The following is a 14,465-nucleotide window of genomic DNA, read 5'->3' as shown; positions in this document are numbered from 1 at the left end:
ATTGATACATTGCGCATCAGTTTTAGTTTGATTGTGAACAACCATTTTTTGCAGAATGCATTGTAGGGGTTCGAAAGGAATTGTGAATTGAAATTTAATATATATGTTTGCTGTTCATAACACTTCTGGACGCAAAGCGATCTAAACTACTTTCCAAAAGCATCATTGATCTGTCTTAGTGCCTCTACCACCTTTTGCTGAACTTCGACATCCAAATCCCCTTTTGGAATTTTCCCTTCTCCAACATTGAGCAAGTACTCTATGTTCTCTGAGATCTGATGTATCATATCGACGATATCTTCCATGGAGACCAATCCGGAATAATAGGCATAAAAGAAGGTGGTTCCTGATTTCAGAACCTTTTTCTTAAAGGCTGCTCTTGCCATGGAAACCGCTTGGCGCGAATAGGGCTCTTTCATGAATGGCACCAGTTCTGGTAGATGTTCACCTATTCGTGTAATCTCTGATCTTCCGGAATGTTGAAAATCTGCGCATAGCCGAGCAATAGCCCATTCCCTTGCCGTTAGATGCGTGCGCTTCTTTAAGAAGCGAGTTACCTCATTATATTGCTCCTTATCGAATTTCTTGAACTTACAATATTTTTCATCCATGCTATTCCAACCATTGGTTTACAATATGTCCATCTTACTTAAGAAAGTTTTTAAGGCATGCTCATTCATATATCCTCATCCATGACAAAAGCGGAAATCGGCACCAATGTAAAGGATATAATGACAAGGGATGTCGTGACCGTCAAGGAAGATGACACTCTGCAGGATTTGCTGGGGTTGTTCAAGAAATACCACTATCACAGCTATCCGGTCGTCACATCCGAAGGAGAGTTGAAGGGAGTGGTCAACGAGGATATAGTCTTACAGTGTCTTTTGATAGGTAGCATACCTTCAGCGATGTTCGGTCGGTCGATCACTATGTTGCTGGGTGAAGATGCTAAAGGGATAATGGATCCTCACCCCATAACGATCTCTCCAAATGCGAGCCTAGAGGAGGCTGCTACTTTAATGATAAAAAATTCCATCAATAGGATGTGGGTTGTTGCTGACAAAAAACTCCTGGGTGTCCTTGCCAAGAGGGACATCATCAATGAGATTTATGGGAAAAGGTATTGAGAATGCATATACTTCTCCAGGTCATTTTGATCTTATTGTTGGCAAAGGCGTTTGGAGAATTCTTTGAGAGAGTTGGCTTTCCAAGCATCTTGGGTGAAATCTCTGCTGGCATCTTCCTTGGAATGATGTTCTCCCTCGATCCGGACAATGAGATCTTGAAGTTCTTAGCAGAACTTGGCGTAATTCTCCTCTTGTTTACGACAGGGTATAAAGAGGTAAATCTGCGTGAATTACAGGGCATGTTAAAGCAATCTTTCCCTCCGACGATATTTGGCGTTATAGTCCCGTTCCTCTTTGGTTTTCTTCTGGGTAATGTGTTCAATTTTACGTTTTTGGAATCCCTGTTCATAGGTGTTGCATTGTGCCCAACTTCCATAGGTGCCTCGGTTAGGGTCTTGATAGATCTTAAGCAACTGTCAACCAAAGTTGGATCAACCATTTTATCGGCAGCCATATTGGATGATGTCATAGCTATATTCACTTTGGCAGTGCTCATGCAAATAGCATTATACTCAAAGATATCGGTGGGTCAACTTTTGACCATGGGTGGTAAGTTAGTTACCTTCATACTCATAATGATCATCTTTGGGCTTCACATACTCCCAAAGCTCTTTGAATACATCCATAAGATGCATGTGGAGGAAGCGGTATTTACTGGCGTGATTGTGGTGGCATTGTTTTCTGCCTTTTTAGCAGATGAGTTAGGTCTAAATGCCGTTATAGGGGCTTTTCTTGGCGGTCTGTTGCTCTCCAACCTCCCGTTTGCCAAGATCAGAGATGTGCAAAACAAGGTCAACGGTGTTTCTTATGGTATATTTGTCCCAATTTTCTTCGTTTTAATCGGTTTGTCCGTCGATCTGAGCGCACTAATCACCGCAGGCTTATTCGCAGCAGTTCTCACAATCCTCGCATTATCAGGAAAAGTGATCGGTGGCTTCATAGGATCAAAGCTTGTTGGTTTTGATTCCCATGACAGCTTGATTTTTGGCGTTGGTATGATACCGAGAGCTGAAGTTGGAGTAGTCATCGTTAGCATAGGTAAAACTATGGGAATCATCGAGTCCGAGGTTTTTTCAGCAGTGATATTGATGGTGGCAATATCTGTTCTATTCACCCCCATCGCTTTGAAATATGTAATTGGACTTACTAGGCATCGCAGGTGACCAGATGAACATCACCATTGTCTCCTCCCTGAAAGATCCGGCTAGCGTAAATATCCGGAACAAGCTGTTAGAATCTGCAAGATGGAAACCAGTCGACAAAGGATATGAATATAAGGATTTCAGGCTTATCGAAATAGAGGCATCGCATCTTTATCAGGATGGAATTGACGGAAAAATGGAAGATGATGGCATCAAATCAGATTTGATCATTTTTGTCTCCAGACATGAGGGCAAGGATAAACGTTCTATGTTGACAGTACATTTCACAGGAAACATTTCTGATGCTAAATTCGGGGGAAAACCAAGAGAATTAGCTATAGCAGCCCCTCATGCTGCTAGAGCTCTGTTACTATCATTAAAATCCTACCAAGATGAGGTGACAATGGAGGCAACGCATCATGGACCCTCTTCTTTGCATACACCTTCGTTGTATGTCGAAATCGGAAGCACAAAAAATCAGTGGTGTCTTGAAGCTCCAGCAAGGACTATAGCAAATGCCATCTTGACATTAAAAGTTGCCTCCGGCAGAGTAGCAATCGGTCTTGGCGGCCCTCATTATGCCCGTAGGCTGACGAAATTGATCTTTAATTCTGACATCGCATTTGGGCATATATTTCCTGATCATGCTCTGTACCAGGTGGACGAATTCATGCTCCAACAAGCATTTGAGAAGTCCAGTGCAAATCTTGCATATTTCGATCCCAGAACAAGTGCTCAGCAACGTGATCGCTTGTGTAATCTCATACAAAAACTTGGATGTACGGTACTTCAAGAAGGCGATATCAGAGTGAATTCTCACAAAAACTTATAAATCCTTGTAAGCTATGAGTTATGGGAGGAAAATTAAAATGAAATCTATCATAGAGGAGGCGATTACAAGGTCTGAAGCTAAAACTCAAGTTAAGCGCAATCCTCAGACCAATGAGGACCTTGAGAAAGTTTTGAGTGGGCTTAAGACCAATATCGTTGTCATCGGGTGCGGTGGTGCTGGATCGAATACAATCCAACGAATGGTCGATGAGGGAATCGAGGGATCAGAATTAATTGCATTGAACACAGATGCCCAACATTTACTTAACATCGTTGCTGATAAAAAACTCTTGATAGGGCGCAAGAGGAACAGAGGACTTGGCGCCGGTAGCATTCCACAAATAGGTGAGGAAGCTGCGAGGGAAAGCGAAGACGAGATTCGAGCATGTTTAGACGGTGCAGACGTCGTATTCGTCACATGCGGTCTTGGTGGCGGTACTGGTACTGGCGCATCACCCGTCGTAGCTCAAGCGGCTAAGGACTCCGATGCACTAACGATTGTGATTGTTACACTTCCATTTACGGTGGAGGGTGTGGTTAGGAGTACAAACGCTGAAGCAGGCTTGGATCGTTTGAGGGATGTTGCCGATACCGTGATAGTTGTGCCAAACGATAAATTACTGGAGGTAGTGCCAAGATTGCCCTTACAAGCCGCATTTAAAGTAGCTGATGAGGTGCTTATGCGGGCAGTCAAGGGGATCACTGAACTGATCACTAAACCTGGCATAGTTAACCTTGACTTTGCAGACATTCGAACGGTTATGGAGAACGGTGGTGTGGCGATGATCGGCTTAGGAGAAGCAGATGGTGAAGATAGGGCTACAGAGTCTGTAAAGAAAGCGTTGAAATCTCCGCTATTGGATATCGATGTCTCTGGTGCAACTGCGGCGTTGGTAAACGTAACCGGTGGACCTGATATGACCGTTGCAGAGGCAGAGGGTGCGTTAGAAGAGGTTTATCGACGCGTTGATCCAAATGCAAGATTGATTTGGGGGGCACAAGTCGACCCAGAGCTGGAGCGTACTGTTAGGACCATGCTTATCATCACTGGAGTAAAATCTCCTCAAATCTATGGCAAACCAGAGAAAACAGTAGGGACTACACATAAGTTCGGTATCGACTTCTTAGGGTGAATAAATATTGGATAAGTCAAATAAACTCAGTGAGTACGCGCGAATTCTCAAGTTAACGAGAAGACCGAGTAGAGAAGAGTTTGCTATGATTGCAAAAATTGCTGGTGCAGGCATCTTACTAATCGGTTTAATAAGTTTTTTGATTTATCTTGTCATGACTAGCATGCCGCAGTTCATCATCGGTAAATAGGGGGATATCTATTGTCAAATGAAATACCTATCTATGTGTTAAAAACTACTGCAAATCAAGAAAGACCAGTTGCGAACCTGATCGAGCAAGCTGTCAAAAAAGAAGGCTATGATATCAGGGCTATTTTAGTTCCAGATGAGCTGAAAGGCTATGTATTGGTTGAATCATCAGCTCCTGAGATAGTAGATCAGGTGATTAAAGGCATTCCCCACGCTAAGGGAATGGTTAAGGGCAGCACCACACTGGCAGAAGTAGAACATTTCTTGACGCCTAAGCCAACTGTTACTGGTATCTCCGAGGGTAGCATCGTCGAGTTGATCGCAGGGCCTTTTAAAGGTGAAAAAGCCCGGGTTAAGCGAGTGGACGAGGCCAGAGAAGAGATCACCCTTGAGTTGTTCGAAGCGATGGTTCCTATTCCAGTTACTGTAAGGGGAGACCATGTACGAGTTTTAAGCAAGGAAGAGGAGGAATGAAATGGTAGAAGTCATAGAAGTCCTAGTTCCAGGAGGAAATGCTAATCCAGGCCCTCCGCTAGGACCGTCATTAGGTCCGCTTGGGATAAACATCAAACAAGTGGTAGACGAGATCAACGAAAAAACGAAGGAATTTAATGGAATGCAGGTTCCCGTTAAGTTAACCGTAGATGCTAAAAAGAACGTGTCCATAGAGGTGGGAACACCGCCCACGTCGACTTTAATCATGCAAGAACTTGCCATCCAGAAAGGGTCTGGCGCGCCGGGAACAGATTTCGTGGGGGACCTCTCTTTGGAGAAGGTTATGCGCATTGCTAAAATGAAACAAGATTCTATGCTTTCGCTTACCTTGAAAAATACCGTTAAGGAAGCACTCGGAACATGTCTATCAATGGGAGTCACTGTGGGGGGTCAAAAAGCCAAAGAAGTAATCCGAGATATTGACAAAGGAAAGTATGATAATCTTCTTGTAGGTTAAGGGCTTTATGATTGCTCTTCTTTTACCGTATTTTTCCTTTTCTCTCTATTTTGTAATCTTGTGATCCTATCACCTCCAGAAGAATTTTGAATCCCTTACCATCCCCTCCTCGATCTTCAATCTACAAAAACCATCTTTTGAGAGATTACTGGGGCTATTCACCGATAGATTAAAGTATAGGTTGGGATAACTTTGAAACCCAACACCGTAGTAGACCGATCGGTCGCATACACTACGGAGGGATGAAATGGCACAGAGGGATATATTAAAGGCTGTTCAAAAAGCCCTAGAGAGACCAGTAAAAAGAAATTTTACCGAGAGCATTGATCTGGCAATTAACTTGCGAAACATAGATATGAGCCAGCCTCAAAACAGGATTGAGGAGGAGATCATTCTGCCAAATGGTCTGGGCAGGCCAGTGAAGATTGCGGTTTTTGCATCTGGTGAACTTGCAGTGAATGCAAAAAAAGCAGGTGCAGATTTAATAATCTCACCAGAACAAATCACTGTGCTCGGAGAGAACAAAACGCAGGCCAAGACCCTTGCCAATGAGCATGACTTCTTTATTGCAGAAGCGTCTTTGATGCCCTCCATTGGTAAAAGCTTGGGTCCGGTGCTTGGCCCTAGGGGGAATATGCCAAGTCCAATCCCGCCGGGGTCTGATGTCGCTAAACCCATAGAACGGTTACGAAAGACCGTCAAGATAAGGTCCAAGGATAAAGTGACATTCCATACGATCGTTGGGTGCGAGAGCATGGCTCCTGAGGAGATTGCAGCGAACATCGAAACGGTCATTAAAAGACTTGAGGCAAAGGTAGAAAAACAAAAAATTCGTTCGATATATGTGAAAACTACGATGGGACCTTCTGTAAGGGTGCTTTGAATGAAAGAATGGAAGAAAGAAGAAATCGAGGGCATCAAGCAAAACATACAGGCCCACTCCATGGTAGGACTGGTTGGCATGAGGGGCATGCCAGCCAAACAATTGCAATCCATGAGGAGGGATTTACGTGGAACAGCAATCCTGAAAATGTCAAGAAATACGCTCATCAAACGCGCGCTGGAAGAGTCTGATAAAAAAATCCGTCCCATGGGTAATTTCATTGAAGATCAGACGGCACTCATTTTCTCTGAGATAGATCCCTTCAAATTATATAGGCTGATTGAGAAGAGTAAGTTACCATCGCCGGCAAAGCCCGGGGATCTCCCACCAAAAGACATCCTAGTTGAGAAGGGTCCCACTTCCTTTAAACCAGGTCCTATCGTGGGTGAGCTGCAAAACGCCGGCATATCCGCTGCTATTGAGGGCGGTAAAGTGGTAATTAGGGAGACAAAAATTGTAGCTAAAAAAGGTGAGCCCATATCTCCCAAACTAGCGGAAATGCTCAGACGATTGGAGATACATCCGATGGAAGTTGGTTTGGATCTACGTGCCGCCTATGAGAATGGCATTATCTATGAAGTTCTTGCAATCGATGAGCTCAAATACTTTTCAGATTTCACGTCAGCAGTACAAAATGCTTTTAATCTAGCAATCAGCCTAGGATATCCAAACAAAGCGACTATCCATGCGTTGCTATCGAAAGCATCTACTGGTGCGAGAAATCTTGCTATAAAAGCAACGATCTTTGAACCAGACGTTATGGAAAGTATTATCTATAAAGCGTACGCACAAGTGACTTCATTATCTAAGTTGATAGAAAAGAAAGGTGTTTGATATGGAATACGTATATGCTGCCCTATTGTTGCATAATTCTGGAAAAAATATCACAGAAAAAGACGTAAATGCAGTGCTAAAAGCAGCTGGAATCGATGCCGATCCCTCGCGGGTAAAAGCTCTTATAGCTGCACTTGAGGGAGTTAATATAGAGGAGGCAATCTCCCAAGCAGCTTTCACGCCTGTGCAAGCTCCAGCAGCGACTACACATGCAGAAGCCGCCGCATCAGTAGCAGAGGAAAAGAAAGAGGAAAAGAAGAAGGAAGAGGCAGAAGAGACGGGGATGGAAGGTCTTAGTGCCTTGTTCGGCTAAAGGGCTAAAGATTTGCAAGGCTAAAGGGCTAAAGATTTGCAATTAAGTGCTCAGCCGCTATCAATCCAGTAGCTGCTGCGCTCACTATGCTCCTGCTAACACCGGCTCCATCGCCTATTGCATATAATCCCTTGATGGACGTCTTGAATCCCTCTTTTGTGATTATGCGCATGGCAGAAAATTTGATCTCTGGTGCATAGAGTAATGTGGAATCGGATGCTACGCCTGGCACTACATGATCGAGCATATTGAGGCCCTCCAGTATGTCAGTCAATATCCTGTAAGGCAATACCATGGAGATATCGCCTGGAGTAACCTCTTGCAGCGTTGGCGTAACATAGCTTCTTTTAATCCTGTCCCATGTCGACCTTCTTCCCCTCTTTAGGTCGCCCAGCCTCTGTAGGAGCGGTTTTCCACCTCCTATCGTCGTAGCGAGCTGTGCTATCGAATATCCGTATGCTGTTGTATCTTCCACGGGCTCGGTCAGACCAATCCTCACGAGAAAGGCAAAGTTCGTGTTATTTGATCTTTTATGCCTCATCGAATGTCCGTTGACGCCGACTGCATTCCCATAGGGATCTTGTACCACGAAACCATACGGTGAGGTGCAGAAAGTCCTGACAAGGTCATCATGTGTCGGCACCCTCATTCTAAATTTTGGGTCCCAGTTGATCTCTGTTATGTCTTCATAGATCTTGGATGGCACTTCTACACGTACGCCTATATCTATGGGCATATGTTTGAGGGGGATCCCATGCTTTTTCATCACATGACCAAGCCAATGTGAACCTGCCCTGCCTGGAGCTAAGATGACATAGTTGGATTCGATCTTCTCCTTTTCAGTCAAGACGCCTTCTACACCGTCATCTGAGATTAGGACATCTTCGACGTTAGTTTGCAAAAGAAATCTCACTCCGCCCCTTTCCAATTCTCTTTTGATCGAGTTGATCAAAGCAGGTAATTTGTCCGACCCTATGTGTCTTTGCTTGATGGGAAGGAATTCAATGCCAGAGGAGGCTGCCCTTCGAAGTAGCTCCTCAGCTGAAGAACTCTTACCCTCCGGGGCGCCATGCTTTACGAACGTCTCATCTACGCGATCGATCAGTTCATAGGCTTTTTCTTCGCTAACAAACTCTGTCAGATCTCCCCCTATTTTTGGATGAAGGTTTAGCTTGCCGTCTGATATGCCGCCGGCACCTCCGACCCCCTGGACGCCATTAGAACGCTCCTCTATGTTTTTCCCCTTATCTATGACAAGAACTTCTGCTTTATCCATTAGCTCCAGGGCTGCGAACAATCCGGCAGGACCTGCGCCGACAATGATCACCTTTTTCATCATCCACTGGTATCACATCTTAGGACAAATACTTTTTTGAACATGAATGCATATTGTCCTCTGATGTGAGCGATAGATGGGTATGAACGATAAAGAGCTAAAAAAGGAAATGAAGTCCCGATTCTTTAATAATTATGGGAAGTTTTACCCGGTGGAAGCTTTAGGCTCATTGGGTTTTTCCAGGAGCGTGTGCAAGAGGTGTGGCAGCGGTTTCTGGAGCATGAATCCGAGAGACTTCTGCGATGAACCCGCATGTAGCGGGGGTTACCGATTCATCGATCAGAGCATCACCAAAAAGCTCGACTATAAAGAAGCTTGGGATGTATACGTGGATACTTTTGAGAAATGGGGCTATGTTCCTTTGGACAGGTATCCGGTCGTATGCAGATGGTATGATCAGCTCTATTTCGTGACCGCCGGTATCAACGACTTCCAGCCCTACGTGGTCTCCGGGGAAGTGGCTCCACCAGCTGATGCAGTTCTTGAGCCGCAGTTTTGCCTCAGGTTTCCGGACATCGACAGCGTCGGAATCACAGGCAGGCATTACACCGGTTTTATAATGGTCGGACAACACGTGTTTAACACTCCGAAGAAATTCATCTATTTTAAAGAGGAGGGCATAACCCAGATACATGAGTTTTTAACAAGGGGACTTGGAATCCCCTCCGAAGAACTGTTTTTCCAAGAAGAGGTCTGGGCAGGCGGAGGGAATTTTGGTCCATGCATAGAGTTCTTCTCAAGGGGTCTTGAGCTGGGCAATCAAGTTTATATTCAATATCAATTGCTGCCAGACGGCGATTACAGGGAGCTCTCCACAAAAGTTATCGATATGGGGGCAGGACTGGAGAGGTGGTCCTGGTTTACCCAGGGAACGCCAATGTCCTATGATACGGTATTCCCCAAGGTTATGCGCTACCTGTATGAAAAGACAGACATCGTTCCCGATAAGGTGCTGTGGAATAAATTCGCCAGATATGCGGGTTTGCTGAACGTGGAGGAAATCGACGATGTAAGCTCTACGTGGAATGCTGTAGCTAAACAGGTGGGCGTTGAGCCTTCCACGCTAAAAGGAGAGGTATACAAAGTAAGGGCATTATACGCTTTGGCAGATCATACGAGAACGCTTTTGGTTGCAATACATGACGGCGCACTGCCAAGCAACGTGGGTGGGGGGTATAACCTCAGAAACCTCTTAAGGCGGTGTTGGTCTCTAATCGATGAATACGGTCTCGATGTGGATCTGGAGCAGTTATTCAAACTCCATATCACGGAGTTTGGGGCATGGTTTACGGAACTCAAAGACTATGGAAGCCTATTTGATATATTGGAAGTCGAGAAAAAGCGATATGAGGAGACCCTCAAGAAAAACAGGGAACTGGTAAAAAGAATGATCGGACGAAAGGAGAAGTTCGATATAGAAAAATTGGTCAAATTATACGATTCCCAGGGTATAACCCCCAATACCCTGAAAGAGTTTGACTCCTCTATCGTAATACCAGATGATTTTTATTTGAGGGTGCAGATGTTGCATGAAAAGTCCGAGCAAAAAAGGGAAATATCCGGTCACGACCTCGAAAGAATACCCCAGACAAAGTTGCTTTTCTGGGAAGAGCCTGATTCGAGAGAGTTTGAGGCAAAGGTCCTGCAGAGAATTACCCCGACCAAGATAGTGCTTGATCAAACGCTTTTCTACCCGACGAGTGGCGGACAGGCACATGACACCGGAACGATCAACGGCGTAAAGGTTTTTGATGTAATCAAGGATAATGGAGTCGTCATCCATGTTTTAGAGAAGCCCATTCAAGGGGATCAGGTTCGTGGCATAATAGATTGGGAGGTGCGAAAAATCTTATCAGAGCATCATACTGCCACGCACATCGTTAATTACGCTGCTCGGAAGGTTCTGGGAGATCACATATGGCAGGCAGGCGCGGAAAAAACGTTGGAAAAAGCCAGATTGGATATCACCCACTACAAATCATTGAGCTTTGAACAAATCCAGGAAATAGAGAAAGTAGCCAATGATGTCGTGATGGAAGACGTCCCAATTCTGATCAAGGAAATGCCGAGGAACGAAGCCGAAAGCAAGCATGGCATGAGGATCTATCAGGGCGGCGCAGTTCCCGGAAAGAGGTTGAGAATCGTCGCCATCGGCAAATATGATGTCGAAGCCTGCGGGGGGACCTATGTGAAGAGTACCTCGCAGGTGGGACTCATCAAGATCATAAACTCAGAAAGAATACAGGATGGCGTGGTTCGATTGGAATACGTTTCCGGAGAGCGTGCGATTAAGGAAATACAGCGTCAGGCATCAATTTTAAGAGAGCTGTCCGATCTTTGGGGAGTCTCCCCAGATGACATTCCAAAGACTGCCAATAAGTTTTTCAGGGAGTGGAAAGAACTCCAAAAGGAGAAGGCCAGATTGAAAGAGGAGTTGGCAAAGTCCAGAGAGTCAGATTTAATCAAGGATCTAAAGTTGATCGGTGGTGATATCAGCATAATTTCGAAAACTCTGCCGGGTGCTGATGCCGAGGAACTGAGGGAAGTTGCATCGCATTTGACAGAGAAACATCCAGACATCGTTGTTATTCTTGGGACTGCTGATTCGAACAGGGCATATATATGTGATGCTTCAGGTAATCATGCAATAGAACGAGGCATCCATGCTGACTCTATCGTAAGAGAGGTGTGTAAAGAGATAGGCGGTAGCGGAGGAGGGACGTCGCAACTTGCACAGGGCGGCGGTCCAGATGTAGCAAAGCTGGATCAGGCCATGAAGCAAGGTATAGAATTGGTTAAAAAACAACTCAGGTGAAATTTAAGATGTTACTAGAATGCATCGAATGTAAAGCCCAATACTCTGATACAGAAGTCATATATACATGCCAGAGATGTGGTGGACTCCTGGACGTCATATACGATTATTCAAAGATCGACCTCAGGGTTCAAAAGCTAAAGCAACCACCATCCGTATGGAAATATGCCTCGCTTCTGCCTATCAAGATGGAGCCCGTAACCATAAAAGAGGGGGGAACTCCGCTTTACAAATGCGACAGGCTTGCGAAAAAAATCGGCATTCGTGAATTATACGTCAAAAATGAGGGGCTGAATCCAACGGGCTCGTTCAAGGACAGGGGGATGACCGTCGGCGTGTCGAAGGCAATCGAACTGGGCATGAAGACGGTCGCATGTGCATCCACCGGCAATACTTCTGCATCCCTGGCAATCTATGCCGCAAAAGCAGGCATTTCTGCCGTTGTGCTGCTGCCGGAGGGCAAGGTCGCCATGGGCAAGGTAGCCCAGGCACTGATGCATGGAGCTAAGGTGATCACCATCAGGGGCAACTTCGACGATGCGTTTAGGCTGGTGCGCGAATTATGCGAGCAAAGGGAATTTTATCTGCTTAACTCAATCAATCCTTTCCGACTGGAGGGACAGAAGACCATCGGCTTTGAAATCATAGATCAACTGGGCTGGAAATCGCCGGATAGGGTCGTCCTTCCGGTTGGCAATGCTGGCAACATTTCCGCCATCTACAAGGGCTTCTCAGAGTTCAAGCGATTCGACATCATCGAGGAAATTCCCAGGATGACGGGCATTCAAGCGGAGGGAGCGCGTCCCATCGTTGATGCTTTTAGTAAAGGCGCCAGGAAAATCGTACCTGAGAAACATCCGGAGACCATTGCCTCTGCCATAAGAATCGGCGATCCGGTGAACGCGCCGAAAGCGCTTCGTGCGATATACAATTCGGGTGGTATAGCCGAAAAGGTATCAGACGACGAAATCATCGAGGCGCAAAAAAGTCTCGCCCGCCTTGAGGGCATCGGTGTGGAGCCTGCCAGCGCAGCATCCATCGCAGGTCTCAAAAAATTGAGGGGGGAAGGTGTGATCCAGCCGGACGAGCGCGTTGTTTGCGTCACCACGGGGCATCTATTGAAGGATCCCGAAGAGGTGATAGGCGTTTGTGGCAAGCCAATGGTGGTCGAGGCAGATATAGAAGCGATACGTGGCTTGCTTGCTGTTGAAGGTTCTAAATCTTTGGATGTTGCACCGATGCTGAGAACAGCATAAACCGTGTTAGACTACAAAAGAGTATCAAAATTGTAAAGACATTTTGAGTTCACGTTTTCTAATAAATGTTCACGTTTTCTAATAAATGATTTATTTGTATGCTTACCCTCTAAAACCACGTCCTCTTTTTGTATTCTTTATAACCCTTGTATTTCTTCTCCAACTTTCTTTCTTCTGATGTTTTCCAGTACATAATCTGTGGCATCCATATAATCGATGATGCAAGAGTGATAAGGCTCTGCATGAACATGGGAAAACCAACAATCCAGAGTATAAACCCTAAATACATCGGATGCCTTATCTTCGAGTATATGCCAGTTGTGATTAGTTCATCACTAACAAATCCCGCTATTTTTAGGTGCGATAGTATAACAAGGGCAAATCCCGCTAAGAACAGTATAAATCCGAAGTATTTTGCCAAAGAAATATTCATTTTGATTGGATCAAAAAAAGACATGGGAAACCATGAAAACCATAGGAAAAACATTGTAACTGACATTATGGCAGGTAGTTTTTTGCTTTTCACTAAATTACTTTTTTTATTGTCTAATACGTGAAATGAAGTACGGAGTATGTAGCATATGAAGCATATCCCAAACCAGATAAAAAAAATTGGGTCCATGGTTAATACTCCATTGTAAATAAAATATATTTATTCATAGTATTCAAAGACATCTTTTTTCACCTGTTTTGCAGAGTGTTTGATAGCGGTTTAAAATACCTTAGTATTAAACTTCACTGGAAGGTATTGGAAAACACGGAAAATTGATAGTTCAAATTTCGACTAATGGTATCGGTGTAAAAGAAGTTTGCCGAAGGCAAATTTGAATGAGCGAAGCGCAGTCTTTTACACCGTGTTACGCTGTTGGTCGCTTCTCTACGGATTATTTTCCCTTGCCTTTTTGAATCTTCTCTAACGCCTCTTCTGCAACTTTCCGAACATTGCTATATTTATCCTTCAGAGCCTGAATAAGAGGTTCTACTGCTCTTTCATCTCTTATTTCTCCAAGAGCCTTTGCTGCTTCCTCTCGAGCATACCAATTTTCATCTTTCAGAGCCTGAATGAGAGGTTCTACCGCCGGTTCTCCAATCTTTCCAAGAGCCTCTGCAGCTCCCTCTCGAACATCCCAATCTTCATCCTTCAAAGCCTGAATTAGTGGTTCTACTGCTCTTTCATCTCCTATCTTTCCAAGAGCTTCTGCTGCCTTTACTCGGACAGGGTACTTTTCCAAGACTACCATTCCAACACTCTCCGGGTAATAATGGTATTCATCCTTCAAAGCCTGAATTAGTGGTTCTACCGCTCTTTCATCTCCTATCTTTCCAAGAGCCTTTGCTGCTTCCTCTCGAACAAGCCGATCACCATCCTTCAAAGCCTGAATAAGAGGTTCTACTGCTGGCTTTCCAACTTTCACTAATTCATTCCAACCACCCCAATCACTCTTTGCCATTAAGTAACGAACTTTCTCTGCATCATCTCTAGGCTTCCATCCTATTTCTCCAAGAGCCTTTGCTGCTTCCTTTCGAACATCCCACTTTTCATCCTGCAAAGCCTGAATAAGAGGTTCTACTGCTCTTTCATCTCTTATTTCTCCAAGAGCCTTTGCTGCTTCCTCTCGAGCATACCAATTTTCATCTTTCAGAGCCTGAATGA

Annotated in this window: 16 protein-coding genes; 12 read left to right on the top strand and 4 right to left on the bottom strand. The window is 44.8% G+C overall.

All coding sequences use genetic code 11. The features are described from left to right. Window positions 1-146: 146 nt before the first annotated feature. Window positions 147-611 (bottom strand): DUF5806 family protein, encoded by a 465-nt coding sequence (locus PHI74_03650; GenBank protein MDD5485105.1) that lies wholly within the window; start codon window positions 609-611, stop codon window positions 147-149. Window positions 612-692: 81 nt separating this feature from the next. Here PHI74_03650 and PHI74_03645 point away from each other — a divergent pair, with 81 nt between their 5' ends. The 10 genes from PHI74_03645 to rpl12p all read left to right on the top strand — a co-directional run bounded on the left by PHI74_03645 (window position 693) and on the right by rpl12p (window position 7,404). Next, a complete protein-coding gene (locus PHI74_03645; GenBank protein MDD5485104.1) occupies window positions 693-1,127 on the top strand; it encodes a CBS domain-containing protein in 435 nt (144 codons plus the stop codon). 2 nt (window positions 1,128-1,129) lie between these two features. After that, a complete protein-coding gene (locus PHI74_03640; GenBank protein MDD5485103.1) occupies window positions 1,130-2,290 on the top strand; it encodes a cation:proton antiporter in 1,161 nt (386 codons plus the stop codon). Between the two features lie 4 nt (window positions 2,291-2,294). Next, window positions 2,295-3,101, top strand: a complete 807-nt coding sequence (locus PHI74_03635; protein ID MDD5485102.1) for a D-aminoacyl-tRNA deacylase — start codon at window positions 2,295-2,297, stop codon at window positions 3,099-3,101. Window positions 3,102-3,138: 37 nt separating this feature from the next. Further along, complete coding sequence (gene ftsZ, locus PHI74_03630) at window positions 3,139-4,233, top strand: cell division protein FtsZ (protein ID MDD5485101.1); 1,095 nt, start codon at window positions 3,139-3,141, stop codon at window positions 4,231-4,233. A 7-nt stretch (window positions 4,234-4,240) separates the two neighbouring features. Then, complete coding sequence (locus PHI74_03625) at window positions 4,241-4,423, top strand: protein translocase SEC61 complex subunit gamma (protein ID MDD5485100.1); 183 nt, start codon at window positions 4,241-4,243, stop codon at window positions 4,421-4,423. An 11-nt stretch (window positions 4,424-4,434) separates the two neighbouring features. After that, window positions 4,435-4,896, top strand: a complete 462-nt coding sequence (locus tag PHI74_03620) for a transcription elongation factor Spt5 (protein ID MDD5485099.1) — start codon at window positions 4,435-4,437, stop codon at window positions 4,894-4,896. Between the two features lies 1 nt (window position 4,897). Beyond that, window positions 4,898-5,374, top strand: coding sequence for a 50S ribosomal protein L11 (locus PHI74_03615; protein ID MDD5485098.1), 477 nt, complete (start codon window positions 4,898-4,900; stop codon window positions 5,372-5,374). A 247-nt stretch (window positions 5,375-5,621) separates the two neighbouring features. Next, window positions 5,622-6,257: a 50S ribosomal protein L1 gene (locus PHI74_03610; GenBank protein ID MDD5485097.1), complete on the top strand. Its 636-nt coding sequence runs from the start codon at window positions 5,622-5,624 to the stop codon at window positions 6,255-6,257. Continuing rightward, on the top strand, window positions 6,258-7,091 hold the full coding sequence (locus PHI74_03605) for a 50S ribosomal protein L10 (GenBank protein MDD5485096.1): 834 nt from the start codon (window positions 6,258-6,260) through the stop codon (window positions 7,089-7,091). Window position 7,092: 1 nt separating this feature from the next. Then, complete coding sequence (rpl12p, locus tag PHI74_03600; GenBank protein MDD5485095.1) at window positions 7,093-7,404, top strand: 50S ribosomal protein P1; 312 nt, start codon at window positions 7,093-7,095, stop codon at window positions 7,402-7,404. Between the two features lie 28 nt (window positions 7,405-7,432). Here the strand turns inward: rpl12p and PHI74_03595 are convergent, their stop codons facing one another. Beyond that, window positions 7,433-8,740 carry an NAD(P)/FAD-dependent oxidoreductase gene (locus tag PHI74_03595; protein ID MDD5485094.1) on the bottom strand — a complete coding sequence of 436 codons (1,308 nt, stop codon included), beginning with the start codon at window positions 8,738-8,740 and terminating at the stop codon, window positions 7,433-7,435. 82 nt (window positions 8,741-8,822) lie between these two features. On the opposite strand from PHI74_03595, the gene alaS reads away from it, so the two are divergent. Together alaS and thrC are read left to right on the top strand one after the other, a co-directional pair. Further along, window positions 8,823-11,555, top strand: a complete 2,733-nt coding sequence (gene alaS, locus PHI74_03590; protein ID MDD5485093.1) for an alanine--tRNA ligase — start codon at window positions 8,823-8,825, stop codon at window positions 11,553-11,555. Window positions 11,556-11,563: 8 nt separating this feature from the next. After that, a complete protein-coding gene (gene thrC / locus PHI74_03585; GenBank protein MDD5485092.1) occupies window positions 11,564-12,811 on the top strand; it encodes a threonine synthase in 1,248 nt (415 codons plus the stop codon). 109 nt (window positions 12,812-12,920) lie between these two features. Here the strand turns inward: thrC and PHI74_03580 are convergent, their stop codons facing one another. Beyond that, window positions 12,921-13,337 (bottom strand): NnrU family protein, encoded by a 417-nt coding sequence (locus tag PHI74_03580; protein MDD5485091.1) that lies wholly within the window; start codon window positions 13,335-13,337, stop codon window positions 12,921-12,923. A gap of 358 nt (window positions 13,338-13,695) precedes the next feature. Then, on the bottom strand, window positions 13,696-14,465 hold a 770-nt coding region (locus PHI74_03575; protein MDD5485090.1), incomplete at its 5' end, for a HEAT repeat domain-containing protein.

It is taken from the genome of Methanocellales archaeon, from assembly GCA_028715985.1.
In the GTDB taxonomy this organism is placed as follows: Archaea; Halobacteriota; UBA148; order UBA148; family UBA148; genus UBA148.
This window is presented reverse-complemented; position numbering and strand designations above follow the sequence as displayed.